We start from the raw sequence: 26,645 nt of genomic DNA, 5'->3' as shown, positions 1-26,645 counted from the left end.
AGCGGCGGCAGCCTATCCTTGTTCAGTTATGAAAACGGAATCTTTGCCGTTTCTTCTTCGGCGCTGTTTTTCTCTTTTTTCTTAGACCAGTAGGTGGCAAGAACAGACCCCGACAGATTGTGCCATATGCTGAAAATTGCGCTCGGCACGGCTGACAAAGGGGAGAAATGCGCTGTCGCAAGCGCTGCGCCCAGTCCGGAGTTTTGCATTCCGACTTCTATCGCAATCGCTTTTTGTGAAGCATAATCCATTCTGAACAGCTTTGCAGTCAGGAATCCTAACAAATATCCGATTCCGTTATGTAAGATGACGACAGACACAATCAGCAGTCCGGATTGAAGCAGATGCTCACGATTTACGCTGACGACAGAGGATACAATCGCTACGATGCCGATTACCGATACGAGAGGAAGTGCGTGCACGGCTTGTCCGACCTGTTTTTTGAAGAACAGCTTCACAATCACCCCGAGGACGATCGGCAAAAGCACGGCTTGCATAATGGAAACAAACAGTGAACCGAAAGAAACGGGAAGCCACTCTTTCGCAAACAGCATAATAAGTGCCGGCGTTACAATAGGAGCAAGCAATGTTGAGATCGTGGTGACCGCAACAGAAAGCGCCGTATTGCCTTTCGCCAAAAACGTCATGACATTTGATGCCGTACCGCCCGGACAGCATCCGACCAGAATGACGCCCGCGGCGATTTCTGCGGGGAGGCGGAGCCCGACTGATAAACAGAAAGCCGCAAGCGGCATAATCGTAAACTGGGCAGCGACTCCGATCACGACATGCCAAGGCTTTCTGATTAATTCTTTAAAATCGTCTGCTTGAAGAGTAAGCCCCATCCCAAACATAATAATACCAAGGAAAATCGTCATATAAGAACTGATCCAAGAAAACAAATCAGGGCAGGCGAATCCCAAACCGGCAAAGACGATAACCCACAAGCCAAAGGTTTGGCCCGCAAACCCGCTTATTTTTTTCAGCCATTCCATAAACACAGCTCCTTTTACATCCAATCAATCAGTCAGAAAATATGACTGACTTTTCTGTACTCCATTATAAATAATATTCTGAATAATTCAATATTAAATATAAGTTTTCGATAAAATTATTATGTAAACTAATATCTTCTTGACTATTCAGACATATATTCTTACAATTGATTTTTATACTGAAATGAATTGGGAGTGCTGAAGTGAAAGAAGCTAATCAATGGTCATCTAAGCTGGGATTTATTTTAGCTACGGCCGGCTCTGCAATCGGGCTCGGCGCAATATGGAAGTTCCCTTACGTAGCGGGGACCAGCGGAGGCGGCGCTTTTCTGCTTGTTTTTATTTTATTTACTGTTTTAATCGGACTGCCGCTTTTGCTTGCTGAATTTATTATCGGCAGAAAAACACAAAAAAACGCCGTTGAATCCTATAAGGCGCTGGCGCCGGGGAAAAAGTGGCACTGGATCGGATATCTCGGAATCATAACGTGTTTTATTCTATTATCCTTCTACAGCGTAGTGGGGGGATGGATATTAATCTACATTATAAAAGGCTTTACAGGCGGTTTAACGCTTTCTTCGGGATTTGATACGTTATTTATCGATACCATTTCAAACCCTTATGCAGCGGTTTTCGGTCAGCTGCTGTTTATCGTGCTGACGATTTTAGTTGTGGCAAAAGGGGTGAGCAGCGGCATCGAAAAGGTAAGCCAGGTGCTGATGCCGGCTCTGTTTATTCTGTTTATTCTTTTAATGATCCGCTCCGTTACGCTGCATGATGCAGCGAAGGGGTTAAAATTCTTCTTCATGCCTGATTTTGGCGCGATGGATGCCAATACCATTTTATATGCGATGGGTCAATCATTTTTCTCGTTAAGCGTCGGAGTGTCCGTAATGGTTACATACAGCGCATATTTAGAAAAAGAAGAAAATATTGTTCAATCCGCCGTATCGGTGACGGTATTAAATGTCCTTGTTGCCGTGATGGCGGGAGTGGCGATTTTTCCGGCGGTATTTGCATTCGGTCTCAAGCCGGATCAAGGTCCGCAGCTTTTATTTAACGTGCTGCCGACCGTCTTTAACCAAATGCCGTTGGGCATCGTGTTTTTACTCGCCTTTTTGCTGCTGTTTTTATTTGCGACGCTGACATCGGCTTTTTCAATGCTTGAAATTTTAGTTGCTGTTTTGTCAAAAGGCGATTCGGCAAAACGGAAGCGGTATGCATGGATCGGGGGACTTGCTATATTTATTGTCGGGGTCCCTTCGGCGCTGTCGTACGGCATTTTGAGTGATGTTTCTATTTTTCACCGCAGTATTTTTGACGCTGCGGATTTTCTGGTCAGCAATGTCTTAATGCCGTTGGGCGCGCTTTTAATTGCCGTGTTCGTACCGCTGAAAATTCCGAAACAGATGCTGTTTGACGAACTGAAAAGCGGTTCCGGTATAAAACGAAAATGGTTTGCAGTCTGGCTCCTATTAATCCGTTATGTGGCTCCTGTAGCCATTATTATCGTTTTTCTGCACGTGCTTGGTATTTTTTAGACCAAAAGAAGCAGGCCCCCGTTCAAGACGGGGGCCTTTTTTAATAAAGCGGCCACATCACGCGGCGCGCTTGCTCGAACCGTTTCTCCGCCTCCCGCCAATCAACGACATTCCACCATTGATCCACGTAAGCCGCGCGGTCATTTTTATATTGTAAATAATAGGCGTGTTCCCATACATCCAGCGGAAGCAAAGGAATGACGTCCCATTGGCTGTAGAGCTGATGCTTCTCAGCGGCCAAAATCTCCAGCCGTCCGGAGCGCGGCGCCCAGACAAGGATAGCCCAGCCGACTCCTTCGACTTTTTTTGCTGCTTGAGAAAATTGCTCTTTAAAAGCGGAATAGCTTCCGAATGACACATCAATCATTTGAAAGAGCGCACCCGTCGGCCGTCTTTTTCCGTTTGGATTCATGGAAAACCAAAAAATACTGTGCAAATAATGGCCGGCACCGTGAAACGCCAATTGCCGCTCCCAATGCGCCACTAAGTCGTACTGTTTCGTTTGTCTCGCTTTTTTGAGCTCCAGTTCTGCTTTATTCAGACCGTCAACATAGCTCTGATGGTGTTTAGTATGGTGGAGTTTCATAATCTCTCTTGAAATATACGGTTCCAGTGCGGAATAACTGTATGGCAGTTTAGGGAGGACATGCTTGCCGATCGGCACATAGGCTCTGCGCTCATCCGGCTCTTCCGGTTCGGTAATGTCCCGGTAAAGTGCTGATGCCTGTTCGTACCATTCCGCCTCCGTTAATCCATCATCCTGAAGGGTGTGAAAAATCCGGTCGATTTGTGCCGCGAAGCGATCGAACCGACCTTGCTGTATGACTTGTTCCTTCAAGGTTTCACACCAATTCAGCATTTCGGTTTGATAAGCGTGCCGTTTCATTTTTCTTCCTCCTTTTCACTCACTTTCATAAAAGTGCTGAGCGCAAGCAAAGAAAACACATACGGGTAGCTGTGATACCTGATGTAAAACTGTTTCGGCAGGCCGATTCCGGTCGGATAGCTGAAAGCGTCTCCTTCGTAATGCCGGTTTTCAATAAGAAAAGATATGCCTTTTGTGACGGCTTGATGATGAGGTTTTTCGTATTGCAGCAAAGCTTCGGCCGCCCAAGCCGTCTGTACAAGCGTCCCGTAAGAAAGCGGAACATAGGTTTTGACTTCTGCGCTTTTACAGGATTCTCCCCAGCTTCCGTCCTCGTTTTGAATGGACTTCAGCCAGCGGATCGCTTTTTTCACGGCCGGGTGGTTTTGGCTCACGCCGCAAGCCTTCATCCCTGTCAGCGCTGCCCATGTGCCGTAAATATAGCAGACACCCCATCTGCCGTACCACGATCCGTCCTCTTCTTGATGGCGGATCAGCCATTGGACGGCCTTTTCAATCTGAGGGTGATCAGGAGAAAGCCCCGCTTCTCCTAAACAGTGCAGCACCCGTCCGGTTAAGTCGCTTGTTGAAGGATCGATGGCAGCTTCCTCAGCCGATTCCAGCGGCAGCAGGCGGACCAGCGGATGATTGACATTTTTCTCAAAAGCAGAGAAGCCGCCGTCACTGTTTTGCATGGACAAAAGCCAGCTCAGTCCGCGTTCCCATGAGGCGGGATAACGTTTTCGCGGGATGGCTTTGAGCACTGCGGCTGTGTCATCACAATCAGGATTATTTGTATTAATGTTTGAAAAACCCCATCCTCCCGGTTCAGCATGCGGGTTGTGAACGGCCCAATCAGCGACTTTCGTCTGCTGCCGTTCACGCAGAAACCGGGCGGCTCCGGTTATCATTTGATCGTTATCTGAGATGCCGCTTTTCATAAGCGCATAGCTGAGAAGCGCCGTATCCCAAACGGCCGACGTTGAATTTTCCAGGTACGGTATATCGCTGCAAGACGTGAGCAAAGCTTTCGTGCCGGCAAGCGCTTTTCTGATAACGGGGGAGTGGCGCGATACACCGAGAGCGAGCAGGCCGTACACCATAAAAATAGTGGCACTCGCATAGCTGTATAATGTGCCGTCTTCTTCAATCCGGTCAAGCATATACGTTTTGGCCGTACGCAGACCGAGCTGGTGAAAAGCGGCAGGAATCTGCAAAAGCCGCTTCCAGTGGGCGAAAAGAGAAGAGAGGTCTCTGTTCTCATCATGATCGGAACGAAGCCATGTAAACGGATTTTTAGTCATATGCCGATCTAAATGCGCGAGAGACGGAACATTGGGATTTTTCAGCGAAAATCTTTTGTTAAGCGTCACGGCCATCGGTACGAAATGAATACGAGCGTATGTACTGAACTGGTAAAAATGCAGCGGGAAGGATGGGGGAATGACTAAGAAAGATAATGGCAGATGCAGCGCGGGCCATGGGTAAAGGCCGTTTGCCGCAAGCATCCACTTTGTCATGAAGTGTACGTTGCGCAAGCCGCCATTTGAGATGATAAAGCGTTCAGCCTGAATCATATGCGCCTCAGAACGGCTATATAAACCGGAAGCCAGCAAGCCGGCATAGCCCTGTACAGTAGCGGTCACATTTCCTTTCCGGTCATCAGGATAGTTGGCAAAAGTTCCGTCCGGGCGCTGTTTAGCGCGAATGCCTTCTGCAAGCTCAGCGATCAGTTCTTTATCATTGTCTCCAAGAGAAGTGAGAAGGAGGATCAGAAAGGCGTTTGTCAAAATCGGACCTTCAAAACAAAATGACCATGAGCCGTCCGGATTTTGCGTTTCTCTTAATAGGGAGATGGTTTTCTTTTGGCAGCTTCTGACGTTTTCATGAATTGTGCTCACACTCGCTCAACTCCTTCAGAAGCATATATATTCATATGTAAAAGGCGGCATGACAAAAGAAAGAAACTGCTGATAGGCAGCAGTTTCTTGTTTGATTTAATCTTCCAGGTTGATCCAGACGCTTTTCACTTCTGTATAATTATTCAGCGCGTAAGAGCCCATTTCCCGCCCGAGGCCGGATTGCTTATAGCCGCCGAAAGGAGATGCCGCATCGAAAACATTGTAGCAGTTGACCCAAACGGTGCCGGCTTGGAGACGGTCAGCAATGTAATGAGCGTTTTTCACATTTTCAGTCCAAAGTCCGGCTGCAAGACCGTATTCCGAGCGGTTCGCCCGCTCAATGACTTCATCAACCGTATCATACGGAATGGCGGCTAAGACCGGGCCGAAAATTTCTTCTTTTGCGATGGTCATGCTGTCATCCACATCCGCAAATACAGTCGGGGAGACAAAATACCCTTCTTCAAACGGGCAGCTGCCGCCCGCGACAGCTTTGGCTCCTTCCGCTTTTCCTTTTTCAATATATGAAAGCACGCGCTCATGCTGTTCCTGGCTGACGAGCGGGCCGATTTGTGTATCTTGGTGAAGGCCGGCGCCTTGCTGAAGCGATTTCGCATATGAAACCATTTCGCTTACGACCTCATCATATTTGTCTTTGTGAATGAAGACACGGGAGCCTGCGCAGCATACCTGTCCCTGATTAAACATGACCCCGTTTAAAGCGCCGGGAATGGCTTTCTTCAAATTGGCATCAGGCAAAATGATGTTAGGTGACTTTCCGCCAAGCTCCAGTGTCACGCGTTTAATTTTTTTTGCGGCTTTTTCCATGATTTTTTTGCCGATTTCTGTAGAACCGGTAAAAGCGAGTTTATCGACATCGTCATGGTTGGTCAGCGCTTCCCCGGCCGTCTCGCCGAACCCTGGGACAATATTGATGACGCCGTCAGGGAAGCCCGCCTGATCTATTAATTCCGCTAAATAGAGGGCGGTCAGCGGTGTCTGCTCCGCCGGTTTCAAAACGATTGTGCAGCCTGTGGCAAGGGCGGCGCCCATTTTCCACATCGCCATAAGGAGCGGAAAGTTCCAAGGGATGATCTGCCCCACGACGCCGACAGGCTCATGGCGGGTGTAATTAAAATATGAGCCGGCGACCGGAATCGTTTGTCCGGTTATCTTTGTAGACCACCCGGCATAATAACGCATATGCTCAATTGCGAGCGGGATATCCCCATTCGTCGTTTCATTAATCGGTTTTCCGTTATCAAGTGTTTCAAGCTGCGCGAGTTCCGTTTTGTGCTCTTCCATTAAATCGGCAAGCTTATACATCAGCCTGCTTCTGGAAGCGGCCGGCATAGTGCGCCATTCGCCGTGATCAAAGGCTTTGCGTGCCGCTTTCACTGCACTGTCAATGTCTTCTGTCTGTGCCTCGTAAAGCGTCATCAGCGTTTCTCCGGTTGCCGGATTCGGTGTGACAAATGTTGATCCTGAAGCGCTCGGAACAAATTTTCCGTCAATATAAAGTTTCTTCGTACCCTGTAAAAATGTTTCCAGCCTTTTTGTGATCTGCATCGTTAAAGAACTCATTCGTAACAAACCTCCCGAAATTTTTTATGGTCTGTTTTGAGCATCTTGATGTCCGCGCAAAGTAAGCGCATACAGTCATTCTATAATAACACCCCCGGTAAAATCAATCGATAACCGTTATTGCAATTCACAAGAAAAAACGGCTACAATAAGCTTATCGATTAAGAAAAGGAGTTTTATAAATGATTCTTAATAATTGGCAGACAAAAGAAAGCGTCAAAAAGGTCAAATGCGTACATACAGATGCGAAAAAATACATTGTCAAAAATGTGCTGACGCCGGGTAAAGAGTATGAAGTCAAAAATGAAACAGAAGAATTCATTTTTGTTGCAGACAATACAAACAAAGTCGGAGGCTTCTACAAAGCGTATTTTGAAGAAGTTTAAAGCTGAATGAATTTATTTTGCCTGAGCCATACTAAAAAAGACTACATATAAAGGGTGGCTGCAAAATGAAAAAAACAGAGCAAGACAAACAAAATAAAACATCAGATCAGCTTCAGCAAGTGCAACCTGAAGAAGGCACCGACACGACGATGGAACAAATTTCAGATACCTATAAAGAAGGAACAATTGAAGATACGGATCGTTGATGTTTTGTTGAAACCGCGGCATTGGAGAAGCCGCGGTTTTTTATGGCGAAAATAAAAAACTGACTTTTCGAAAAAAATACCGTTTTCTTGAAACCTTTTCTTCCGCTGAACCGTATTACTTCATAACTGCGGCACCTTTCGCGAAGGGCTTTTTTGATGAACGTTCTAAAAATGTAATCTGTTCGTAATGGTTTAAATGCCGTCTATGTCGTATTCTTATATAGGGATAAAGAACTTATTTTTTATGATTGTAATAAAACAATAGTATAGAAGCAGAAAGTGGGGTTCTTCATTGGGAATTTTTTCTGTCAGCAGATCAACCGACACAAAAAAGCTGGAGGCTTTGCTCGTTGAGGGAGAACGGATCGAAACGATTTATAAACTGCGGGTTGACCAAATATGCTTTACGAATAAACGAGTGATTTTCTTTGATAATAAAATGTTCTCCAAAAAGAAAGTGCGCGTATTTCTTCCATATAAAACAATTGAAAGCTTCGCCATTCAAGAAGCGGGGATGTTTGATCCCGATACCGGGCTTGTATTAATGACAAGGGGAAAAACTTTCGAATTGGAATTTGCAAAAGAAACGGACTTGACTGAGGTTCAAGCCATCTTAACAAAATACTTATGCAGTTAAATATCACATAAAAGCCATCCGAATGCATGCGGATGGCCTTTTTATTATATAATGCTTGTTTTTCCGGAGTTTGAATCAATGAGATCCGGATCAGCGATAGAACTGATGGGGATGTAAATCGGCGCCAAATCACCATTTTCTTCACCGAATCCGTAGTTGATCTTATTGGATAAAAAATAATCGATTTGCTGATACGGGCCGATCGTAATGGAAGAACCGCGGTCGACCGCATTTACTTTAAAGCCTCCTACATTTACCAAAACCGGCGAAAACATCATAATGGGCCTCCTTTTCCGGCAGGGATTTTGTCGCATGCAGACTCAAAGGTTGATGGAGAATCAATTTGATCCCGGTCATCCACTTTGCCGTTCGTGCCGATGAAGCCGCTTGCATCTCCGAAGTTCTGTCCGTATCCCTGATTCTTTTTATCAGAATTCTGCCATTCCGCCAGTAAATTTTGTCCGACATTCACCGCTGAAGCATTTTCAAAGGAATTAATTTTCAACATGAAAATATTAATATTGATATATGGAGTTGGTTGAACCACAGGCAAACCTCCTTTAATACAGGTGTATGCCGGCTGTTATGACCGTATGCTTAGACAGGGGGCGATAAAAATGGATTTCGATAAGATGAAGCAATGGATGGAAATGGCGCAAAACATGTCCGGCGGCGACTTTTGGAAAAACGTTTTTGATGATGAACAACTGAAATCATTTCAAAACGGCCATTCTCATTTTCCCTTTCAACAGGGAGATGGGCAAATGAGAAGAAATGAGGATGCTTTTCCTCTTATAGATATTGTGGAAACCCATGATGAGCTCCAATTTTTGCTGTATCTGCCCGGCTACCGGAAACAAGATGTTCAGCTTTTGTCCTACGGAGAATATATTGTCGTAAAAGGCACGAGAAAATCCTTTTTCAATGAACAGGATTTTAAACAGAAGACCGGAAAATACGGCGATTTTGAAAAAAAACTCGATCTTCCGCATTCCGCTCAAGGTACGAAGGGAATGCAGGCGGTATTCAAAGACGGGATTTTATATATATCGATTGCTAAACATCTGGGGGATGCAAGCCAGATCATTATCGAAGGCTGATCTTGTTCGCTGTGCCATCTATCAGATCTGAATCATCGATACTCATGATAGGGATGGCGACAACGGTGCAATCACCGTTTTGTTCACCGTACCCTTCATTTCTTTTATTGGCTGCTGTGTTTCTCACCATAACGGAAGAGCCGGTGTTAAAAGCCGCTCCGCCGCTGATTCCGTTCATTTTTATATACTCAAAGTTGATAACGGATGGAAAAAACATCATGATTCGCCTCCTTTTTGTATATCATGTTTATATATTCGCAATACGGGACGCATAGAACTTTCCAAGAGTGACGGGGAAAGAAGTGATTTTCTTTGAAAAAAATAATGAAAGAGATTTTCAAAAAAGTGTGTGAAGAAGAATTAGACCGGCTTAAGAAAGTGGAACAACAGCTTGATGAGCTTCAGGATAAGTGTCATTTTGAGCCGCAAACGGTTGAAGGGGAAAAAACATATGTCCATATTGAGCACGTCAAAGTGGACAAGATTGAATACAATATTGATTTTGAACAGCTGAGTATAGAAGAGCTGAGCGGTATGCTGAATATCGGCGCCACTTACCATACACCGGCGCACAGGCTCAAACAAGCCTGCGCTGAAGAAAGTCGGGACAACCCGCAAAATGATGCTGCGAAAGAAAAAAGACAGACAAAGCAGCAGACACCCAATGTCACCATCAGGGGGAGAAAGCATTGACCCCCATTGTTTCATCCTCCTTTTTCGAGGGTATGTATTAACAGATGCAGCGAAGAATACAGACGAAAAAGGAGATGATGAATATGGCATTATCAAAAGAACAGCAGGACAGCCTTTATCATAAATTAATCGATTTAAAGGAAAGTCTTCAGGGAGAATCAAAAGAAAATCATTCAATGAGCGAAGACACAGGAGAACTGTCGAACGGAGTAGATAATCACTTAGCTGATCACGGAAGCATTTATTTGGACAGGGTCACGAATCAGACGCTGGACGGTGTCGATCAGAATCTTTTAGATGAGGTGAATGCCGCGCTTGAACGAATGGATAAAGGAACATACGGGATTTGCGAGAAAACGGGAAAAGAAATTCCTTATGAAAGACTTGAAGCCGTACCGTACGCCAGAATGACCGTCGAAGCGCAGCGAGAAACAGAAGGGGATGTGAAAACAGACGCTCCGTCATATGAAAGGGAATTTCACGAGCAGGTGAAAGACCTCTCAAATAAAGAAACCGTTGATCAAAAAAGCTCACAAACTTACGAAATCCTGGATCGCGAGCAGGATTCACAATAATAGCAGCAGGTACATTCATATGTACCTGTTTTTTTATTCCATAAAAAATCTCAGAATCGAAATAAAATCATTGACTTTATATAAAAAAGAAAGTAACATACTATTTGTAAGTAAATATTAAAAGATTACCGGGAGGAATTTAGAATGTCTCAAGTATTATTTGTAAAATCAAGCGACCGTACGGCTGAAGAAGGCGTATCCGTAAAATTATACGAAGCGTTTCTGGCTGCTTATAAAGAAAACAATCCGAATGATGAAGTGATCGAACTTGATCTTCATAAAGAAAACCTTCCTTACCTCGGAAGAGATATGATTAACGGAACATTCAAAGCTTCAAAAGGAATTGAAATGACAGACGAAGAGAAAAAACAAGCGTCAACTGCTGACATTTACTTAAATCAATTTGTCAAAGCTGACAAAGTCGTGTTTGCATTCCCGCTTTGGAACTTCACAGTGCCTGCTGTGCTTCATACTTATGTTGATTACCTGTCTCGCGCAGGGGTTACTTTCACATACACGCCTGAAGGCCCTAAAGGTCTGATGGGAGATAAAAAAGTAGCGCTCTTAAACGCACGCGGCGGCGTATATTCTGAAGGACCGATGGCATCTCTTGAAATGTCATTAAACTTCATGAAAACCGTTCTCGGTTTCTGGGGTGTCCAAGATCTTCACACTGTTGTCGTTGAAGGTCATAATGCTGCACCGGATAACGCTCAAGCGATCATTGAAAAAGGACTGCAAGAAGCGAAAGATCTGGCTGCAAAATTCTAATTGCCATAACTCTTGCGCCCCTACAGGGTGTGAGAGTTTTTTCTATTATAGAAGAAACTGGCGGCAGCTTTCGATCTGATCTTATATTGATATATTGATATTTTGTCGAAAAAACAATTTTTATGTAGAATAAAGCATTTTTTACAAAGAAAAAAGGTTTTCTGTAAAAGAATTAACCCTCTTGCCAAAATACGACTGATGGTGTAGGATATAAGAGAAGCTACATTGTTCGTATTGTTAATTAAGTTTTAACCTTTAAGCTGTAATAGGGAGTTTTATATCGAAGCCGGAATGTCATGCCTCCATTGCAGAGGACGACAGGAACGCTTCTGCAAACACCCACTTTGAGGAGTGGTGGTTTAAAACTTTCTTACTTGCGTACGGCATACGTAGCGAAAGCCATTTCCCTTGCGGAGATGGCTTTTTATTTTGAATTGCCCTTGAGCAGCGTACTTTATCAGTATGATAAAATGAAAGAATCAAAGACAAAGTGAGGTTTTACAACATATGCTGGATAAAGCCCAATCCCTTCTGGCGCATTATTTTGGCTACGACAGTCTTCGCGCGGGCCAAAAGCAGGCGATACAATCAGTTGCAGAGGAGAGAAAAAACACGGTCTGCATTATGCCGACGGGGGGCGGAAAATCAATCTGCTATCAGATTCCCGCACTGCTGTTTGAAGGAACCACAATCGTTATTTCCCCTCTTATTTCCTTAATGAAAGATCAAGTCGACGCGCTTGAAGAAGCGGGTATCGCGGCAGCTTATATTAACAGCACCCAGACAAGCCGTGACATCCATGAGCGCCTGACCGGTTTGAAACAAGGGGCTTACCGGCTCTTTTACATCACACCGGAGCGTTTGACTTCTTCTGAATTCATTCACATCCTGCAGAATATTACGGTTCCTCTTGTCGCAATTGACGAAGCTCACTGTATATCGCAATGGGGACATGATTTCAGGCCGAGTTACCGGAATATCGAAATCCTTTTTAATGAATTAAAAGAACCGCCCGTCATCATCGCCTTAACGGCGACGGCTACGCCTGAGGTTCATGATGACATCTGCAAGCAGCTTCATATTAAGAAAGAACAAACTGTATATACCGGTTTTGCCAGAGAGAATTTAACGTTTAAAGTAGTAAAGGGCGAAAACAAAGACCGGTTTATCGAGCGGTACCTCGAAAAAAATAAACACGAAGCCGGCATTATATATACAGCGACAAGAAAAGAAACCGACCGTTTATATGAGAAATTAAAACGCAGCGGCATCAATGCCGGCCGTTATCACGGCGGATTGGCGGATGACGACAGAAAAGACCAGCAGGAGCGGTTTCTTAATGATCAGATACAAGTGATGGTAGCTACGTCCGCTTTCGGAATGGGAATCGATAAGAGCAACATCAGGTTTGTTTTACACGCGCAGATTCCGAAAGATATGGAGAGCTATTACCAAGAAGCCGGACGGGCCGGGCGCGATGGTCTTAACAGCGAGTGTGTGCTCTTATTTTCGCCGCAGGATATTATGGTGCAGCGTTTTTTAATAGACCAATCGGCCGCCGGAGAAGAAAAACAAAAGCAGGATCTCAAAAAACTGAGACAGATGGTGGATTACTGTCATACGGAAGATTGCCTGCAGCGGTTTATTCTGAAGTATTTCGGCGAGAATGAGGCGGAAGCTTGCGAAGCGTGCGGCAATTGCACTGATACAAGGACCGCCCATGACGTCACAAAAGAAGCGCAGATGGTATTGTCATGCATCATCAGAATGAATGAGCGCTTCGGAAAAACGATGGTGGCGCAGGTGCTTAGCGGGTCTAAAAATAAAAAAGTGCTGGAAAACGGCTTCAGCAGCCTGTCCACTTACGGCATTATGAAGCATCAATCCGCAGCGGAAATCAGTGATTTTATCGAATTTCTTATTTCAGATGAATATATCAGAATGGCGGACGGCACATTTCCCACGCTTATGGTCACCCAAAAAGGCAGGGACGTTCTGCTTGGAAAAAGCGCAGTCGCGAGAAAAGAAGCCTTACAGGCCGCCGCCGTTACCGAAAATGATGAATTATTTGAGCTTCTCCGGCGTCTCCGCAAAGAGATTGCAGCTGAACAGGGTGTGCCTCCATTTGTCGTGTTCTCAGATCAGACGTTAAAAGAAATGTCGGCGAAACTTCCGAAAACAGATCAGGATCTTCTTTCCGTAAAAGGGGTCGGGGAACAAAAAAGATTGAAATACGGAGCGGTTTTTTTAGAAGAAATCCGAAATTATGTAAGAGAAACAGAGTGAAAAAAAGTTTTTTTAGAAATTTGCACATTGTGTTTTTCATGGGCGCCGGAAAAATCAGAAGCCTGAAAACCCTTGCTGTATCAAGGTTTCAGCAAGACTTGCCAAGCGAGAGAAATGTTTCATGTAAAGGAACTGTAATCTAATTCAAATCGTTTTGTTATTGAACTGACATTTTCATATGTTACGATATCACCTGTTAGCCGCCAATAAAAAGCTAACAAGGGAGGATTTACTTATGAAGAAGACGATTATGTCCTTTGTCGCAGTTGCAGCAATTTCAACAACTGCATTTGGAGCTCACGCTTCTGCTAAAGAAATCACGGTGCAAAAGGGTGACACGCTCTGGGGGATCTCGCAAAAAAACGGAGTGAACCTAAAGGACTTAAAAGAATGGAATCAGTTATCTTCTGATTTAATCATTGAAGGAGAGAAACTGACTATTTCTTCAGTAGAAACAACCACATCTGGGCAGTACACAGTGAAGCAGGGCGACAGCCTCTGGAAAATTGCTCAGAAATTCGGAACATCAGTCGGCAATCTGAAAAGCTTGAATAACTTGCAATCAGATATAATTTACGCAGGCACAACGTTAAATGTGAAAGGTCAGGCTCAGGCTCAGGCTGCACAGCCGGCTCAAGAAGCCAGCCAGCCGCAAACTGAACAAAAACCAGCTGCTGAGACAGAACAGCCGAAACAAGAAGCTGTCAAAAACGAGCAGCCTAAACAAGAACCTGTTCAAGAACAACAACAACCTAAACAAGAAGCGAAGGCTGTCGAAGCAAAACAGCAGCCTGTTCAATCAAATACAAACCAACAAGAGCCTAAAAAGCAGCTGACAATGACTGCAACTGCTTACTCTGCTAACGACGGCGGCATTTCCGGTGTAACGGCAACCGGTGTTGACTTAAACAAAAACCCTGATGCAAAAGTCATCGCGGTAGACCCTAGTGTCATCCCGCTTGGCTCTAAGGTTTATGTTGAAGGTTACGGAGTGGCAACAGCAGCAGATACAGGCGGCGCAATTAAAGGAAATAAAATTGACGTATTTGTTGCAAAGAAAAGTGACGCTAACAACTGGGGCGTCAGAACAGTAAATGTTAAAGTATTAGACTAGTTTCATATAGAGATGAAGAACACAAGGCGAAATGCTTTGTGTTCTTTTTTTCTTCCCTTTTTTGACTGTATATAATCGTTATATGCGGAAAAAGAAAAAGCGTTTCTCTAATATAATAAGGAATGGATGTGAAAAAAGAATCGGAAGGGATGAATCTGATGGAGCCGGAATGTATATGTTTATGGAATACCTTCACAGAATCACCGGTGTTTCAAGCAGGTATATGCACCGCTTTCGCCATTGTGCTCGTTATCGGACTGTCTATGCCTGCTGTCAGGCTGTTTCAGGCGCTTGACAGAGGGAGAGGAAGGCCAGCCGTTATTGAAAAGGTGAGACGTACTGGCGTGATGAAGAATGGCAGGCACGAGCTTGTACTTATTTTAAACGTAAAAAACCAAGACGGAACGCATGATAAACGTGAACTGACACACGCCGTATATAATGAAGAGATCAGCCGTTTTTATGAAGGAGCTTCCGTATGGGTGACGGCAGCGGCTGGCGGACGAATTATGATCGCTCCTCGCACGCCGCGGCATAAGGCGTCAAAATAAAAAGACGGGGCGGTTTTCCCGTCTTTATGTATTAATGCCGATCGATCCATATCCGTCCGCCTTCTGAGCCGGCTTCTATCCTGCATGCTCCTCCGATCGGGAATGTCATCAAAGGGGAGGTATGGCCGAAATCAGCATTTGCGATAACAGGCATGGATGACAGTTCTTCTTTTGTACGGATGACGGCACGCAGAGCCTCCTCAGACACATTTGAAGCATGCTGGAAACGTCCGATGACAATTCCCTTCACGGCTGAAAAAGCGGGAAGATGGATGAGTGACTGCAAATCCCGGTCAAACATATGAATGTCCGACATATGATCATCTTCTATAAACAGAATCACTTGTTCCATCTCCGGAAAGTATTCGGTGCCCTGCAGAAGATTCAGCGTGCATAGATTTCCTCCGATCAGTGTTCCTTCCGCATATCCGGGCTGAATAACGAGCGGTCCCGGATTCCGATAAAAACGTCTGTCCTCCTGGTTCAAATACCATTTATCATCACTCCACTCGGATGAAGGTTTTACCTCATACGGGTTGTCAGAAGCACAGCAGGCCAAGAAAGAGTCAATCGTATAGTCCAGCCCTTTTTTCATGGCAAATGAAGAAAAATGGGGACCGGAATATGTAATAAGGCCGGTTTTTTGATATATGGCATGGCCGAGAGCGGTAATATCTGAATAGCCGCAAAGGATTTTCGGATGCCGCTTGATGTTTTCATAATCAAGGTAGCGGAGCAGCTGATTTGATTGGAACCCGCCGAGTGTCGTCAAAATCGCTTTGATGTCAGGATCAGCGAAAGCTTCGTGCAGATCCCGTACACGCGATTCAATCGATGATGAATGAAATTCATTTATTTCTTTTGCATTCTCTGAAAAAGAGACACAAAAGCCCAGCTCCTCCAATTTTGTCTTCGCGGCATTTATATTTTCATCTGACATAGCGGACATGCTTGTGGCCGGAGACACAATACGGATGCCGTCGCCTTTTTTCAATTTTTCCGGATACAAAAAAAACCCTCCTTAAATGGTTTAATCTATTACACCATATTAACGAGGGTTTATCTATCATTTTTTACAGGTCGACCCATTTAATGCCGCCTGATTGCGTATCATTGTCAATCCAGACATCAAATTGATGCTTTTCATAAAAATGAACGAGCCGGTCGACATGATCCCAATCACGCTTAGCGATGTCGCCCGTCACTTTCGGGATATTCTGCTCTCTGGCGATATGTTTTAAAAATTTCATGCAGATCGAGCCGTAGCCGTGGTTCGGCGGGCCTTTAATATCCCCGATATGAATGGCATTGTCATAATAAGAAGCGATCAGTGAAAAACAGCCTCTTCCCCGGTAGGCTGATTCACAATCAGTCAGCATAATCTTACATGTTTGGCCATCATCAATCGAGGAAACAATGATCCAATCGTCATTGTTCGATTGATCAATACCAAGCACTCGCGCGTCTTTTGATACATCTATCAGATTTTCCCGCATTCTGAAAATCTGAAATTCAAGTTTATGAAGCTCTTTTTCCAGCTCTTTCTGATCTCTTTCTTCTGCAGTAAACAAAATCATACTCCTTTCACAGCGTAAAAGTCTTAGTCAAACACAAGTATCCATTGTAGTAAATGATGTCTTGGTTTGTAAATGGGTTTTGCAAAAACTTTTTTAGAAAAGTCTGCCGTTTATATGTGGATTGACGTTTTTAAGGCGGTGGGGATAGGGAAAGGAACAGTGAGCAGCGGAAAAAGGAGGAATCTATAATGGCAATTGACTCACTCATCGGCAAATTGAAGTACGTAATGACGGAATCTCCTGATAAAATGCTTTCCTTATATGTAAATACGGATATGAGAAATCCGGATCAGCAGGGGGGAGAGTGGAAAATCGCCTTGAAAACCGGTTTTCGGAGATTAAAAGAGTATCTGTCTGTAAGTGATCCGGAAGAAGAAAAATCTCTCGTCCGCATCATGCAACGTGTCTATCAATATATCGATGGGCTTGGTAAAGAGATGCCGCGAAGCCTCGTATTTTTTGCATCGGGGGAAGGCGGTGTCTGGGAGACGATTGAATTGCAGGTGCCTGTCGAAACACGATTTTATTGGGAAGAAACGGCTGTCCTTGATCAATTAGAACTTCTCCGTGAACAATTTCCAAGCACGGCTTTTATTCTCACCCAGCAGAATGAAGTGAAGATCATAGAAACCGTACTCGGAAAAATTGAAGGGGTGGAGCATTATCAATACGACGTCATCAATGAATCGTGGAAACCGCAGGATGTAAGCGGAAGCTCCGCATCAATGGACGAAGACGCCGCCAAAGCCCATGTCGAAGAAAACCAAAACAGGCTGTATAAACGATTGGCTTCAAACCTTGATCAAAAGGCCGCTTCACACCAATGGGAGCGTCTCGTAATCGCAGGGGACAAAGAAACAGCCGATATTCTCGATCAGCATATGAATAAACCGATAGATCGGATCATTCCAAAAAATCTGTTGAATGAAAACGAACATAAAGTGATAGAAGAACTGTTGAAGGAAGCATAATATGACGAAAGGCCGGGTCTCAAACACCCGGTCTTTTTAGGGCTTAAGTTTGTCTAATTTCTGACGAAGCGGACGAAACCGTTGACATCAAAGCTGAATTCTCATACCATTTGGATAGTCAGTAAAATTGAGAGAGGTCATAAGATGAATCAGACAGAAAACAAACCTAAAAGTTATACCGGTATCGTGCTGACATTGACCGTTTTGATCAACGGGTTAATTGCGGTGCTGTTTTTTATGCCGAAATCGGGACAGGTCAGCATTGCCAATATTCATATTCTGCCGATGTTAAATGCTATTTTTAACAGCTTTACTTTTATCTTTTTGCTGGCAGCGCTTTTTATGATTAAGCAAAAAAATATTCAAGCGCATAAACGCTTTATTTTGGCGGCGTTTACGACGACTCTGCTGTTTTTGATCTGCTATGTCGTGTACCACTCGATAGCTGAGAATACTTTATTCGGCGGCCACGGCATCATTCGGGGGATTTATTTCTTTATTTTGATTACGCACATCTGTCTTTCCGCCGTTATCGTGCCGCTTGCGCTGTTTACGCTGATCAGAGGATTCAGCATGCAGGTGGAGCGCCACAAAAAAATCGCGAGATGGACGATGCCGCTCTGGCTGTATGTCAGTCTGACGGGTGTCATTGTATACTTAATGATCTCACCGTATTATTAAAAAAAGCCGTGCTCTGCGCGGCTTTTTTCTATTGATGGAAAAAGGCGCCTCATCAGGGCGCCTTTTACTCTTCAAGCGTTTCAAGTGTTGTTACATTTAAGGATTGTTCAACGGTTTTTGTTTTTGCTTTTACTTTTTCTGCGTACGTGTAATCACCATAGCAGTAGGGATAACGGAAATTGTCTTTGTTCCCTCCGCAAGTGTAAAGTTTCGGATTCTTTTTGACCTGCTGCTCGGAGTATTGTTTTGCCAGTTCCTCAGTATGCGATCCTCCATGTTCAGCCACAAAATCAATATAGCCGGCTCCCATGTTGTAGCTTTGTATAATCGTATCCAAGTCTACGCCTTTTTTCTTGCCTGTTTGGTACATGAGAGTGAATTGTTTGATTCCCTGTTTGATACTGGTTTGAGGGTTTTTAATCTCATTTCGCTTTAAACCCAGAGATTCTGAAGACTGCATGGGATCATTTCCTCTTCCTTTTGACTCCTGATATATCATGCCGAGTACAAGCGATGTATATTTGGTGAGTCCTTTTTCATCCAGCTCGTCTTCAACAAGCGGTTTGTAATCTGTCAGCCGTTCAAGCACGATCGGTTTGACATCAAACGGAAGACTTTTGAGCCATTCATTATTTGAAAATAACAGAATGAGGAAGAAGGAAACCATGACAAAAACACATATCATCATAAGACCCGCGGCAGCGAAACAGCCTTTTTTCTTTTTCTCCACTGTGTTTCACCCTCAATTTCAGGAGCATTATGACTTTTTCATTATGACACAGATGAATGCGCGAAACCAAGCGGAAACCCGTATTTGAAACATAAATTTAAAATAACGGTTCTTTTGTCAGGCGCAGGATGTATCTGCATCAATTGACATTTGGTATAATTGGGCTACTTGAGAAAAGAAGGGTGAGGTATATGACTGAATTTCACGAATCCGGAAAGACGAATGACCCCGCTGTCGATTTAGATGAGGAAACTTTATTTTTGGTTGCCCAGACTTTTAAGGCGCTGTCTGATCCGACCAGAATCAGAATTCTCCATTTGCTGTCACAGGGTGAACACGCGGTAAATGATATCGCAGAAAAGCTGAATTTGCTGCAGTCTACCGTTTCTCATCAGCTGCGTTTTCTTAAAAATCTGCGCCTCGTCAAATCACGCAGAGAAGGAACATCCATCTATTATTCTCCTGAGGATGAACATGTGTTAGATGTGCTTCAGCAAATGATTCACCATACGCGGCACGATTAAAAAACATCCCTGCTTTTTAGACAGGGATGTCAGCCGTACTGACTGTTATTGGTTTGGTCTCTGCTCGTTTTTAAAACATAAAAAGAGAAGCCGCTGTAATAAACTGCGATGAAATAAAAGATACTGATGGTCAGCGGATCGGCCCCGACCGTTTGGCTGTATGCCTCCGGATGGGTAAAGTCCGCTGTGACCCGGTAAATTTCAATAACGCGATAAACAAATCTCGATAGGAAAAATGTTAATAGAATAAGTTCAATCCACAGGTGAGTGCGAAAATACATTTTTCCGCGGCGTTCTTCAAAAGAAATATTCCGTTTGGCAAACAGGACCAGAAGCCAGCCGCAAAAAGTGCCGAATATAAGATGGCCGTATAAAGCCGGGTGTGTGATGCTGAAAAACGCCAGAGCTGCGGCCAGCAATGAAAACAAAATCATTCTTGTATAAAGCCAGCGGGGTTTCAAAGGCTGAAAGCCGACGGACCGTTTCACCTTTTTATACAGAAAAAAGGCAATCATTAAGACAGGGCAGATGCTTTGAAGTGTGATATGCATGGTGTGAAACTCCCCCTCCGTTGAGTAGTGTATGCTTATCCGGCTGGTTTTAGTAGTCTGATTTATTCGCAGGCTGAAAGCATCTTTTATCACAGTATGCGCGTTTCTTTTTTTTGCATAAGAGAAGCGCCCGCGCCTTTTTCAGGATTTAAACAGAAAACTCTTGATAAACTAACGGTATTAGTTATAATAAAACTAACGATGTTAGTTTTAGGGGGATGTTGATGAGAATCTTACAATACGGAAGGGTTTGGCAGCTGACTTTTTTTCCAGCGCTTTTCCCGGTGAATTGTTATTTGGTCGAAGAAGAAGTAGGAGTAACCCTGATTGACGCCGGACTGCCTAACAGTCATAAAGGAATCAAACAAGCATTGCGGCAGCTTGGGAAGCCGCTGAATGACATATTACTCACCCACGCGCACGGGGATCACATCGGTTCGCTTGACTCATTAGCTGCGGAATTTCCGGATGCTTCCGTCTGTATTTCTGAGCGGGATTCTTTCTTGCTGAAAGGTGACACTTCATTATTTGAGTATGAAGCACAAACGCCGATAAAGGGGGGAGTGCCGAAAAATGTTCAGACCGAACCTGATCGCCTGCTGAAAGGCGGCGAGCGGATCGGATCTTTACTTGTCATTCCCGCTCCCGGTCATACGCCGGGAAGCCTCGCTTTTAAAGATATGAGAAATGATATGCTGATCGTCGGAGATGCCTTTCAAGTACGGGGCGGCCTTGCTGTTTCAGGGAAGCTGAAATGGAAATTTCCGTTTCCGGCTTTTGCTACGTGGAATAAAGAAGAAGCTGTAAAAACAGCAAGAACGCTTATCGCTCATCAACCAAGCAGTCTGGCCGCCGGACATGGAAATGTTCTCTGCAATCCCGTTGAAATGATGGCTGAGGCTGCTGAGGAAGCTGAACGAAGCCTGCCGGGAGGCCGATCATAATGTCACCGAGAGTCGGAATGAGCCTTGACATGATATTGAGAGCCGCAGCAGGCATCGCTGACGAAAAAGGGCTGAACGAAGTGACGCTTGCGGCCGTTGCAAAGTCCTTAAACGTAAAACCGCCTTCCCTTTACAATTTTGTCAATGGCCTTCAAGGAATTAAAACAGAGCTGGCTGTCTCCGGTTTAACTATGTTATTTGAAAAAATGGCGGCCTCTGCAGAAGGACTGACGGGTGAAACGGCTTTGCTCGCTCTTGCCGATGCCTATATCAATTTCGCCGGAGCCAATCCCGGATTATATGACGCAACATTTCAAAAGATAAAAGACGGCCGGATTGAGAATCTGTCAAGCCTGCTTGTAGAGCTTGTTGTCAGGCAGCTGACAGCTAACGGTTATGCACAGTCTGACACTGCGATTCATGCTGCGAGAGGACTGAGGAGCCTTCTTCACGGATTTGCCGTGTTGAGAAAACAGAGTGCATTTGAATTAACCGAATCAATTAAGGAAAGCCGGAAGTTTGCAGTTGTTGCTTTCCTAAGAGGTTTACAGGGTAGGTAACAATAATATTATTATGTAAACTAAATAAAAAAACGCATCAGTAAAAGGAGGGACAAATGGATTCATTACAACATATCATTTGTGAGCGGCGCACCTATTCACATATTTTTGATTCTCATGCACACACATACTGCCAAATGCTCTTTCCGCTCGAAGGACAGCTGGACTTGGAGACAGAAAGACGTGAAATCAGATTAAAACCTGATCAAATGCTGTATATTCCGCCCGGGCATGAACATCGGTTCCGTTCTTTGGAGCGAAACGAATGTCTCGTTCTCGACATACCGGCATATTTTTTCAAAGGTTCATTTGATCCCGGCGTTCTGAATAAGCTTGATTCTTTTTGGACATCGATTCGGTTTCTGCTGACAGAAGAGACTAAGCAGCAGTCGGCTCATTCATTGAGTCTGCTTGCAGAATATATTGCTGAAAAGATACAAGAAAACCGTACGAATGATTCAATTGCGTATATCCGCCGAAATCTCTCAAAGACTTTTTCAATTAAAGAGCTTGCCGCAATGGAACATTACCACCCGGCGTATTATTCCGACTGGTTTAAAAAGCAGACGGGGAAAAGCCCGCAAGCTTATATTGCTGAGCTCCGTATGAAGAAAGCGGAACAAATGCTTATTGAAACAAAATGCCGGCTGACAGACATCAGTCAGGAGGTCGGCTTTCAAAATTTGTCTTCCTTTACCAGATGGTTTGTCAGACATAAGGGAATAACGCCGCGCGTCTTCCGAAACACCTTTCAATCTGATAAATAATCCTGAAAATCAGTTAAATAAACTGCGTCTTTTTTTGGTATCATGATTGTAAAAAAGGAGTTTTTGATATGGCAGTCATCGAAGATTTTATCAAGCTCGATCTCAGAATAGGAACGGTCGTAAAAGCGGAAGTATTCCCGGAAGCAAAGGTGCCGGCCATTAAGATGACAATAGATTTCGGCGAAGAGATCGGCATGAAACAATCAAGCGCCCAGATTACAAAACGGTACGAACCGGGTGATCTGACGGGCAGGCAGGTTACCGCTATTGTCAACTTTCCGCCGCGGCGGATCGCCGGATTTAAGTCAGAAGTTCTCGTTCTTGGCGGCATCCCGGAAAAAGGAGATGTTGTCCTGCTTACGCCAGAGCAGTCAGTACCGAACGGAACGAAAATCGGATAATAAAAAAAGACGTTTGCAGAAGCAAACGTCTTTTGCGTATTGAGGCGATACACCACACGCCACATTCGTGTGTGCCGCAAGGGCATGTGCATCGGCTTACACAATTCAGCTCATCGCTATATGAATATAGCATGGCGGGTGTGGAAATGCAAGAGATTTTTTAATATATGTTATATCTGGCTTTGTTTTGCCGATCCCCGATTCCTTCGTGTAAGGTTTCGTTTGAAATTTTATGATCTTGAATAAAGCAGTTCGACAAATGCAAGAGGGAATTTGAGCAAGTTGTGACCGAAGTGTGACCTGGAATTAAAATCCGGGTCTTTTTGTGTAAAAGATGCATGCGAAGAGACCATATAGGCATTAAATGTTATTACTGATGTCTTCATTTATCTTTTGGCTAAGTTTCTGAACCTTCTCTTTAGCATTTGAAACAGCTCTTTTTTGAATTTCATCAAAGTTCTCCTGAATATAGTCCATGACACTTCTTATTATAACTTCACTTTCAAAATTGAATATCTCATTTATTTCTGACTGTTCTTCATCTGTTAGGTGATGGTATTGAAGTTGTTTAGCATTTACTTCAGCAGCTGCATCAATCCTAACTTAGTTGTTCTGGCTGTACAATTTCATATTCACCTTCTGCATACTTTTGCTCCGCATAATGGTCTCCCCATTGACAGAGCTCCTGCAAGATAGGTTTAAGAGATTCTCCAAGTTCAGTGGATGAATATTCAACCTTCGGCGGTACTTGGTTATACATCTTTCTGCTCACAAGTCCACTGGCTTCAAGCTCTCTAAGTGTTTGAATCAGCATTTTCTGAGTAATATTTGGGATAATGCGGTTTAATTCACTCGTTCTCTTTGGTCCATTCATTAAAAAGTATAATACAAGGCCTTTCCATTTTCCGCCAATCACTTCCTTTGTCACTTCAAACCCACAACTAAATTTTTTTTTTCATGTCTCAAGCTCTCCATTCCACATTTATTACTTTTTAGTTACTATATCACAAAAAAGTGGGTACTTCCGATAATGTGCTTACTGAAGGATACTATTACTTGTAAGTTGTTCTTCAAGTACTTAAAGGTACTAGACATAAAATAATATTCATTCTAAAGGAGTGTTAAGTATGGGTGAATTTGAAGGTAAAGTAGCGCTTGTAACGGGTGGAACAAGTGGGATTGGTCTTGCTGCAGCACAAAAATTTGTAAACGAAGGTGCATATGTTTATATCACGGGACGTAGACAAAACGAACTTGATAAAGCTGTTAACCAAATTGGCAAGAACGTAACCGGTGTTCAAGGTGATATTTCTAAGCTTGAAGACTTAGACAAACTATATGACATGATAAAGCAGGAAAAAGGTAAGTTGGACATCCTTTTTGCTAATGCGGGCATCGGCAGCTTCCTTCCATTAGGTGAAATTACTGAAGAGCAGGTTGATAGAACGTTCGGCATTAACGTGAAAGGAACCATTTTTACTGTTCAAAAAGCGCTATCACTATTCCCGGACAAAGTAGGTTCTATTATTGTAACGGGCTCTACTGCTGGATCAATTAGCAACCCAGCATTTAGTGTATATGGAGCATCTAAAGCAGCATTAAGAGCACTGGTTCGCAACTGGATTCTTGACCTAAAAGGTACTGAAATCCGTGTAAATGTGGTAAGTCCAGGAGTGATTCTTACACCTGCATACGATGAGCTTTTTGGTGATGCACTTGAAGGAGCGATGGAAAATGCCAGAAATACTGTTCCAGCTGGAAAAGTTGGGACACCTGAAGAAGTAGCTAACGCTGTATCTTTCCTTGCTTCAGACGAAAGCAGTTACTTGACGGGTATTGAATTGTTCGTAGATGGCGGGCTAGCACAGGTATAATTTCACTGCGCAGAGGTTACAAATCTTCCCCAAAAAAGGTTAATGGGGATTTACTTGAAGAAAGCGGTATAAAAAAGTCGTTTTCCTTAAAGGACAGGGAATTCGACTTTTTTATGTTTGAATTTGATTAACGTTGTAAATTCGCATTTTCCTGGGGCTGCCACTAAATGACCTGTAAAAAAGATTACTTTGTGAATAAATGACTTAAAGTAACGGAAAGGAGAATGTCCAGTTGTTATTTGGAGTGAATTCGGTGGCTATAAAGAACTTAATTCCATTTTATAAAGTTCTTTTATGAAAGACTTCATGAGATGAAAGAAAATCGGGAAGAAGATGAAGACTAAGACGATTAATAAAAGAAAGCTCTCTTTTAGAGAGCTTTTTTCAGATTTTCAATTTTTAACAGGCTTTATAATGAGCAAACAGGCATTACTCAAAATACTCGCCGCGCCTATCCAAAGCAGCCATTGTGTTGCGGTCAGCCATGAGGCAGTTAGGATAAAGAGTCCAATGGCAATTGATATATAATTGCCGGCTCGGTCCAGTTTACGATTGCAATGAAGTTTATATTTAGCATGAGAAATAAATTGATCAATTTTATCTTTCAGCTCATAGCATTTTTCCTTCATCTTATCCTCAGTTTCTTTTACTTTTCGATAAAGCATATTATTCATCGTTTGCACTCCCATATCGCCGTTTTGAAAATTCAGCCATGATTTTTTCTTCATAGTCATCTGAGATGGATTGTGCCTGGTCTTCAACTTTCAAATGTGCTTTTTCTTCAAAACCGTCCTGTTCTTCACCATCAAAACGATAAAGTTTTTGCAATAGCCTCCAGAATGTTTCAACTTCTTCAGTTGTGAACTCATGAAACATATCCGCTAAAAAATAGGTGGATCTTTCTGAACAGGAAATTAACGCTTTTTTTCCTTCAGGGGTAATCTCAATATTGATTGCACGTTTATCCAGTTTGCTTGGCACAGTGTGAACATATCCTTTTTTCGCGAGACTTGAAATTAATTTGTTAGCGGTTTGTTTTGTTGTGCCCAGCTTTTTAGCGATATTCATAAGTGTGGTATCTTCCGTCGGTAAATGGGCAATAGCAATAAGAGTCATGTGCTGTCGGGAAGTCAACATTTCTAAGTATTCGTCCCCCCGAGTCTGCACCTTATTGACAACCGAAAATAATGATGCGTAACTTTGTTGCATAAAATGCAGTTCCTTCATTAGTAATTTAATATCCATAAGTTATCTCCTATCTAAATTGTCACCATGTTGACAATTATAATATACATCACAAAGGGAAATAAGTCAACATGGTGACTAATAGGCGGGTACGGCTTTTTCAAAAATGCCACAGACAGTCGGAGTGTTTACAAGAGGGGAAATAAGTATAATAAATGCGAAAAGGGCATTAATCCAAAGTGGGAAGGTGTTTGACATGCAGAAAGTGAACTGGTCAGAACGGTATGAATGGTTCAATAAACAAGATGAAAAAGACGGGCGTTTAATGGCGCTCCTTCGTCATGAGCTTACATATGAGGAAGTCATACGGTTATATAAGAAAGGGTTTTATTTGAAATCAAAAGAAGGGGATGTTTCGTTACGTAAGAACGATATCCGTCGTATGTTTGGGGTTGAAGAGAGGCAGGGGGGCAAACCTTAATGAACGGGAAGAGAAAAACTCTTCCCGCTTTTCATGGCAGCTGTTATTCTTTTTCCAGCATGGAAGTCAGCCATTCTCTTAATGCCGGTTTCTGCACATACCGCTTTCCGTTTCTCGTGATATGCGGAATGTCAGATGTTCATGAGGATCAGGTGAGTTAAAGTTTTCAATCCGTCTCCGATGAAATATCCGGC

General features: G+C 43.6%; 34 protein-coding genes, 1 other RNA gene and 1 pseudogene. 21 read left to right on the top strand and 15 right to left on the bottom strand.

Features of this window, described 5'->3' with window-relative positions; translation table 11 throughout:
- Positions 1–26: 26 nt before the first annotated feature.
- Positions 27–995 carry a bile acid:sodium symporter family transporter gene (locus L3V45_RS09730; RefSeq protein ID WP_003153767.1) on the bottom strand — a complete coding sequence of 323 codons (969 nt, stop codon included), beginning with the start codon at positions 993–995 and terminating at the stop codon, positions 27–29.
- A gap of 203 nt (positions 996–1,198) precedes the next feature.
- On the opposite strand from L3V45_RS09730, the gene L3V45_RS09725 reads away from it, so the two are divergent.
- Positions 1,199–2,536 carry a sodium-dependent transporter gene (locus L3V45_RS09725; RefSeq protein WP_003153770.1) on the top strand — a complete coding sequence of 446 codons (1,338 nt, stop codon included), beginning with the start codon at positions 1,199–1,201 and terminating at the stop codon, positions 2,534–2,536.
- Positions 2,537–2,576: 40 nt separating this feature from the next.
- Here L3V45_RS09725 and L3V45_RS09720 read toward each other — a convergent pair whose 3' ends face one another.
- From L3V45_RS09720 to L3V45_RS09710, 3 genes are all read right to left on the bottom strand, one after another.
- Complete coding sequence (locus L3V45_RS09720) at positions 2,577–3,422, bottom strand: superoxide dismutase (protein ID WP_003153772.1); 846 nt, start codon at positions 3,420–3,422, stop codon at positions 2,577–2,579.
- Entirely contained in the window at positions 3,419–5,302 is a 1,884-nt protein-coding gene (locus L3V45_RS09715; RefSeq protein WP_003153774.1) for a terpene cyclase/mutase family protein, read from the bottom strand. The genes L3V45_RS09720 and L3V45_RS09715 overlap by 4 nt, the downstream gene beginning before the upstream one ends.
- A 96-nt stretch (positions 5,303–5,398) precedes the next feature.
- Positions 5,399–6,886, bottom strand: a complete 1,488-nt coding sequence (locus tag L3V45_RS09710) for an aldehyde dehydrogenase family protein (RefSeq protein ID WP_003153776.1) — start codon at positions 6,884–6,886, stop codon at positions 5,399–5,401.
- Between the two features lie 182 nt (positions 6,887–7,068).
- On the opposite strand from L3V45_RS09710, the gene L3V45_RS09705 reads away from it, so the two are divergent.
- The 3 genes from L3V45_RS09705 (at position 7,069) to L3V45_RS09695 (ending at position 8,115) form a co-directional block, all read left to right on the top strand.
- A complete protein-coding gene (locus L3V45_RS09705; protein ID WP_236836946.1) occupies positions 7,069–7,272 on the top strand; it encodes a DUF6501 family protein in 204 nt (67 codons plus the stop codon).
- Between the two features lie 65 nt (positions 7,273–7,337).
- The gene (locus L3V45_RS09700; protein ID WP_003153781.1) at positions 7,338–7,478 is read left to right on the top strand and encodes a DUF4025 domain-containing protein; all 141 of its coding nucleotides are present in this window, start codon (positions 7,338–7,340) and stop codon (positions 7,476–7,478) included.
- Positions 7,479–7,770: 292 nt separating this feature from the next.
- On the top strand, positions 7,771–8,115 hold the full coding sequence (locus tag L3V45_RS09695) for a PH domain-containing protein (RefSeq protein ID WP_003153783.1): 345 nt from the start codon (positions 7,771–7,773) through the stop codon (positions 8,113–8,115).
- 44 nt (positions 8,116–8,159) lie between these two features.
- Here the strand turns inward: L3V45_RS09695 and L3V45_RS09690 are convergent, their stop codons facing one another.
- Together L3V45_RS09690 and L3V45_RS09685 are read right to left on the bottom strand one after the other, a co-directional pair.
- Entirely contained in the window at positions 8,160–8,393 is a 234-nt protein-coding gene (locus tag L3V45_RS09690; RefSeq protein WP_003153785.1) for a hypothetical protein, read from the bottom strand.
- Complete coding sequence (locus tag L3V45_RS09685; protein ID WP_003153786.1) at positions 8,390–8,662, bottom strand: hypothetical protein; 273 nt, start codon at positions 8,660–8,662, stop codon at positions 8,390–8,392. The genes L3V45_RS09690 and L3V45_RS09685 overlap by 4 nt, the downstream gene beginning before the upstream one ends.
- Before the next feature lie 70 nt (positions 8,663–8,732).
- Between L3V45_RS09685 and L3V45_RS09680 the strand changes: the two genes are divergently transcribed.
- On the top strand, positions 8,733–9,215 hold the full coding sequence (locus tag L3V45_RS09680) for an Hsp20/alpha crystallin family protein (protein WP_003153787.1): 483 nt from the start codon (positions 8,733–8,735) through the stop codon (positions 9,213–9,215).
- On the opposite strand, the gene L3V45_RS09675 is transcribed toward L3V45_RS09680, so the two are convergent.
- Positions 9,202–9,435, bottom strand: a complete 234-nt coding sequence (locus L3V45_RS09675) for a hypothetical protein (RefSeq protein ID WP_014305194.1) — start codon at positions 9,433–9,435, stop codon at positions 9,202–9,204. The two genes, L3V45_RS09680 and L3V45_RS09675, sit on opposite strands and share 14 nt — an antisense overlap.
- A 92-nt stretch (positions 9,436–9,527) precedes the next feature.
- On the opposite strand from L3V45_RS09675, the gene gerPC reads away from it, so the two are divergent.
- From gerPC to L3V45_RS09640, 7 genes are all read left to right on the top strand, one after another.
- Positions 9,528–9,908 carry a spore germination protein GerPC gene (gene gerPC / locus L3V45_RS09670; protein ID WP_014305193.1) on the top strand — a complete coding sequence of 127 codons (381 nt, stop codon included), beginning with the start codon at positions 9,528–9,530 and terminating at the stop codon, positions 9,906–9,908.
- Positions 9,909–9,991: 83 nt separating this feature from the next.
- Complete coding sequence (locus L3V45_RS09665) at positions 9,992–10,483, top strand: TraR/DksA family transcriptional regulator (protein WP_015388121.1); 492 nt, start codon at positions 9,992–9,994, stop codon at positions 10,481–10,483.
- A gap of 144 nt (positions 10,484–10,627) precedes the next feature.
- Positions 10,628–11,254, top strand: a complete 627-nt coding sequence (locus L3V45_RS09660; protein WP_003153791.1) for an FMN-dependent NADH-azoreductase — start codon at positions 10,628–10,630, stop codon at positions 11,252–11,254.
- Positions 11,255–11,468: 214 nt separating this feature from the next.
- Positions 11,469–11,654: non-coding RNA, 6S RNA (gene ssrS, locus L3V45_RS09655), on the top strand.
- Positions 11,655–11,761: 107 nt separating this feature from the next.
- Positions 11,762–13,540 (top strand): DNA helicase RecQ, encoded by a 1,779-nt coding sequence (gene recQ, locus L3V45_RS09650; RefSeq protein ID WP_003153793.1) that lies wholly within the window; start codon positions 11,762–11,764, stop codon positions 13,538–13,540.
- Between the two features lie 235 nt (positions 13,541–13,775).
- A complete protein-coding gene (locus tag L3V45_RS09645) occupies positions 13,776–14,654 on the top strand; it encodes a 3D domain-containing protein (protein WP_052586091.1) in 879 nt (292 codons plus the stop codon).
- Positions 14,655–14,812: 158 nt separating this feature from the next.
- Positions 14,813–15,205 (top strand): hypothetical protein, encoded by a 393-nt coding sequence (locus tag L3V45_RS09640; protein ID WP_119891497.1) that lies wholly within the window; start codon positions 14,813–14,815, stop codon positions 15,203–15,205.
- 31 nt (positions 15,206–15,236) lie between these two features.
- Here L3V45_RS09640 and L3V45_RS09635 read toward each other — a convergent pair whose 3' ends face one another.
- Entirely contained in the window at positions 15,237–16,214 is a 978-nt protein-coding gene (locus L3V45_RS09635) for a S66 family peptidase (protein WP_014305190.1), read from the bottom strand.
- Positions 16,215–16,278: 64 nt separating this feature from the next.
- Positions 16,279–16,782, bottom strand: coding sequence for an N-acetyltransferase (locus L3V45_RS09630; RefSeq protein ID WP_014305189.1), 504 nt, complete (start codon positions 16,780–16,782; stop codon positions 16,279–16,281).
- A 188-nt stretch (positions 16,783–16,970) separates the two neighbouring features.
- Between L3V45_RS09630 and L3V45_RS09625 the strand changes: the two genes are divergently transcribed.
- Complete coding sequence (locus tag L3V45_RS09625) at positions 16,971–17,753, top strand: VLRF1 family aeRF1-type release factor (RefSeq protein ID WP_052586090.1); 783 nt, start codon at positions 16,971–16,973, stop codon at positions 17,751–17,753.
- A gap of 144 nt (positions 17,754–17,897) precedes the next feature.
- On the top strand, positions 17,898–18,434 hold the full coding sequence (locus L3V45_RS09620; RefSeq protein WP_003153801.1) for a DUF420 domain-containing protein: 537 nt from the start codon (positions 17,898–17,900) through the stop codon (positions 18,432–18,434).
- Between the two features lie 64 nt (positions 18,435–18,498).
- Here the strand turns inward: L3V45_RS09620 and L3V45_RS09615 are convergent, their stop codons facing one another.
- Complete coding sequence (locus tag L3V45_RS09615; protein ID WP_003153802.1) at positions 18,499–19,164, bottom strand: lysozyme family protein; 666 nt, start codon at positions 19,162–19,164, stop codon at positions 18,499–18,501.
- Between the two features lie 191 nt (positions 19,165–19,355).
- Between L3V45_RS09615 and czrA the strand changes: the two genes are divergently transcribed.
- Positions 19,356–19,688 (top strand): Zn(II)-responsive metalloregulatory transcriptional repressor CzrA, encoded by a 333-nt coding sequence (gene czrA, locus L3V45_RS09610; protein ID WP_003153803.1) that lies wholly within the window; start codon positions 19,356–19,358, stop codon positions 19,686–19,688.
- A 29-nt stretch (positions 19,689–19,717) separates the two neighbouring features.
- Here czrA and L3V45_RS09605 read toward each other — a convergent pair whose 3' ends face one another.
- Complete coding sequence (locus tag L3V45_RS09605) at positions 19,718–20,239, bottom strand: CcdC protein domain-containing protein (RefSeq protein ID WP_003153804.1); 522 nt, start codon at positions 20,237–20,239, stop codon at positions 19,718–19,720.
- 224 nt (positions 20,240–20,463) lie between these two features.
- Here L3V45_RS09605 and L3V45_RS09600 point away from each other — a divergent pair, with 224 nt between their 5' ends.
- The 4 genes from L3V45_RS09600 (at position 20,464) to csaA (ending at position 22,911) form a co-directional block, all read left to right on the top strand.
- Positions 20,464–21,183 carry an MBL fold metallo-hydrolase gene (locus L3V45_RS09600; RefSeq protein ID WP_043867202.1) on the top strand — a complete coding sequence of 240 codons (720 nt, stop codon included), beginning with the start codon at positions 20,464–20,466 and terminating at the stop codon, positions 21,181–21,183.
- The gene (locus L3V45_RS09595; RefSeq protein WP_236836944.1) at positions 21,183–21,743 is read left to right on the top strand and encodes a TetR/AcrR family transcriptional regulator; all 561 of its coding nucleotides are present in this window, start codon (positions 21,183–21,185) and stop codon (positions 21,741–21,743) included. The genes L3V45_RS09600 and L3V45_RS09595 overlap by 1 nt, the downstream gene beginning before the upstream one ends.
- Before the next feature lie 56 nt (positions 21,744–21,799).
- Positions 21,800–22,510, top strand: coding sequence for an AraC family transcriptional regulator (locus L3V45_RS09590; protein WP_003153808.1), 711 nt, complete (start codon positions 21,800–21,802; stop codon positions 22,508–22,510).
- Between the two features lie 68 nt (positions 22,511–22,578).
- Positions 22,579–22,911 (top strand): chaperone CsaA, encoded by a 333-nt coding sequence (gene csaA / locus L3V45_RS09585; protein ID WP_003153809.1) that lies wholly within the window; start codon positions 22,579–22,581, stop codon positions 22,909–22,911.
- A gap of 598 nt (positions 22,912–23,509) precedes the next feature.
- Here csaA and L3V45_RS09580 read toward each other — a convergent pair.
- Positions 23,510–23,839: a winged helix-turn-helix transcriptional regulator gene (locus L3V45_RS09580; protein ID WP_173602960.1), complete on the bottom strand. Its 330-nt coding sequence runs from the start codon at positions 23,837–23,839 to the stop codon at positions 23,510–23,512.
- Between the two features lie 199 nt (positions 23,840–24,038).
- On the opposite strand from L3V45_RS09580, the gene L3V45_RS09575 reads away from it, so the two are divergent.
- Positions 24,039–24,785, top strand: coding sequence for an SDR family NAD(P)-dependent oxidoreductase (locus tag L3V45_RS09575; protein WP_236836941.1), 747 nt, complete (start codon positions 24,039–24,041; stop codon positions 24,783–24,785).
- A gap of 392 nt (positions 24,786–25,177) precedes the next feature.
- On the opposite strand, the gene L3V45_RS09570 is transcribed toward L3V45_RS09575, so the two are convergent.
- Positions 25,178–25,459: a hypothetical protein gene (locus L3V45_RS09570; protein WP_043867200.1), complete on the bottom strand. Its 282-nt coding sequence runs from the start codon at positions 25,457–25,459 to the stop codon at positions 25,178–25,180.
- Positions 25,452–26,030 (bottom strand): MarR family winged helix-turn-helix transcriptional regulator, encoded by a 579-nt coding sequence (locus L3V45_RS09565; RefSeq protein ID WP_109567761.1) that lies wholly within the window; start codon positions 26,028–26,030, stop codon positions 25,452–25,454. Before L3V45_RS09565 ends, L3V45_RS09570 begins: the two co-directional genes overlap by 8 nt.
- A gap of 196 nt (positions 26,031–26,226) precedes the next feature.
- On the opposite strand from L3V45_RS09565, the gene L3V45_RS09560 reads away from it, so the two are divergent.
- Positions 26,227–26,451 carry a hypothetical protein gene (locus L3V45_RS09560; protein WP_025852269.1) on the top strand — a complete coding sequence of 75 codons (225 nt, stop codon included), beginning with the start codon at positions 26,227–26,229 and terminating at the stop codon, positions 26,449–26,451.
- Positions 26,452–26,494: 43 nt separating this feature from the next.
- On the opposite strand, the pseudogene L3V45_RS19650 reads toward L3V45_RS09560, so the two are convergent.
- Positions 26,495–26,633: pseudogene (locus tag L3V45_RS19650) on the bottom strand (hypothetical protein).
- Positions 26,634–26,645 lie beyond the last annotated feature (12 nt).

The sequence above is a fragment of the Bacillus sp. R45 genome (assembly GCF_021729365.1).
GTDB classification, from domain to species: Bacteria; Bacillota; Bacilli; order Bacillales; family Bacillaceae; genus Bacillus; species Bacillus velezensis.
The sequence above is the reverse complement of the archived record's forward strand: the minus strand, read 5'-3'. Positions and strand labels throughout refer to the sequence as shown.

What these genes read in the sequence shown, in the direction of transcription:
- L3V45_RS09600 (WP_043867202.1), top strand. Translation starts at nt 20,464, where the DNA reads ATGAGAATCTTACAATACGGAAGGGTTTGGCAGCTGACTTTTTTTCCA.
- recQ (WP_003153793.1), top strand. Translation starts at nt 11,762, where the DNA reads ATGCTGGATAAAGCCCAATCCCTTCTGGCGCATTATTTTGGCTACGAC.
- L3V45_RS09710 (WP_003153776.1), bottom strand. Translation starts at nt 6,886, where the DNA reads ATGAGTTCTTTAACGATGCAGATCACAAAAAGGCTGGAAACATTTTTA.
- L3V45_RS09705 (WP_236836946.1), top strand. Translation starts at nt 7,069, where the DNA reads ATGATTCTTAATAATTGGCAGACAAAAGAAAGCGTCAAAAAGGTCAAA.
- L3V45_RS09730 (WP_003153767.1), bottom strand. Translation starts at nt 995, where the DNA reads ATGGAATGGCTGAAAAAAATAAGCGGGTTTGCGGGCCAAACCTTTGGC.
- L3V45_RS09595 (WP_236836944.1), top strand. Translation starts at nt 21,183, where the DNA reads ATGTCACCGAGAGTCGGAATGAGCCTTGACATGATATTGAGAGCCGCA.
- L3V45_RS09675 (WP_014305194.1), bottom strand. Translation starts at nt 9,435, where the DNA reads ATGATGTTTTTTCCATCCGTTATCAACTTTGAGTATATAAAAATGAAC.
- L3V45_RS09700 (WP_003153781.1), top strand. Translation starts at nt 7,338, where the DNA reads ATGAAAAAAACAGAGCAAGACAAACAAAATAAAACATCAGATCAGCTT.
- L3V45_RS09630 (WP_014305189.1), bottom strand. Translation starts at nt 16,782, where the DNA reads ATGATTTTGTTTACTGCAGAAGAAAGAGATCAGAAAGAGCTGGAAAAA.
- L3V45_RS09640 (WP_119891497.1), top strand. Translation starts at nt 14,813, where the DNA reads ATGGAGCCGGAATGTATATGTTTATGGAATACCTTCACAGAATCACCG.
- L3V45_RS09720 (WP_003153772.1), bottom strand. Translation starts at nt 3,422, where the DNA reads ATGAAACGGCACGCTTATCAAACCGAAATGCTGAATTGGTGTGAAACC.
- L3V45_RS09625 (WP_052586090.1), top strand. Translation starts at nt 16,971, where the DNA reads ATGGCAATTGACTCACTCATCGGCAAATTGAAGTACGTAATGACGGAA.
- L3V45_RS09565 (WP_109567761.1), bottom strand. Translation starts at nt 26,030, where the DNA reads ATGGATATTAAATTACTAATGAAGGAACTGCATTTTATGCAACAAAGT.
- L3V45_RS09660 (WP_003153791.1), top strand. Translation starts at nt 10,628, where the DNA reads ATGTCTCAAGTATTATTTGTAAAATCAAGCGACCGTACGGCTGAAGAA.
- L3V45_RS09645 (WP_052586091.1), top strand. Translation starts at nt 13,776, where the DNA reads ATGAAGAAGACGATTATGTCCTTTGTCGCAGTTGCAGCAATTTCAACA.
- L3V45_RS09605 (WP_003153804.1), bottom strand. Translation starts at nt 20,239, where the DNA reads ATGCATATCACACTTCAAAGCATCTGCCCTGTCTTAATGATTGCCTTT.
- L3V45_RS09590 (WP_003153808.1), top strand. Translation starts at nt 21,800, where the DNA reads ATGGATTCATTACAACATATCATTTGTGAGCGGCGCACCTATTCACAT.
- L3V45_RS09690 (WP_003153785.1), bottom strand. Translation starts at nt 8,393, where the DNA reads ATGATGTTTTCGCCGGTTTTGGTAAATGTAGGAGGCTTTAAAGTAAAT.
- czrA (WP_003153803.1), top strand. Translation starts at nt 19,356, where the DNA reads ATGACTGAATTTCACGAATCCGGAAAGACGAATGACCCCGCTGTCGAT.
- L3V45_RS09680 (WP_003153787.1), top strand. Translation starts at nt 8,733, where the DNA reads ATGGATTTCGATAAGATGAAGCAATGGATGGAAATGGCGCAAAACATG.
- csaA (WP_003153809.1), top strand. Translation starts at nt 22,579, where the DNA reads ATGGCAGTCATCGAAGATTTTATCAAGCTCGATCTCAGAATAGGAACG.
- L3V45_RS09570 (WP_043867200.1), bottom strand. Translation starts at nt 25,459, where the DNA reads ATGAATAATATGCTTTATCGAAAAGTAAAAGAAACTGAGGATAAGATG.
- L3V45_RS09620 (WP_003153801.1), top strand. Translation starts at nt 17,898, where the DNA reads ATGAATCAGACAGAAAACAAACCTAAAAGTTATACCGGTATCGTGCTG.
- L3V45_RS09560 (WP_025852269.1), top strand. Translation starts at nt 26,227, where the DNA reads ATGCAGAAAGTGAACTGGTCAGAACGGTATGAATGGTTCAATAAACAA.
- L3V45_RS09575 (WP_236836941.1), top strand. Translation starts at nt 24,039, where the DNA reads ATGGGTGAATTTGAAGGTAAAGTAGCGCTTGTAACGGGTGGAACAAGT.
- L3V45_RS09665 (WP_015388121.1), top strand. Translation starts at nt 9,992, where the DNA reads ATGGCATTATCAAAAGAACAGCAGGACAGCCTTTATCATAAATTAATC.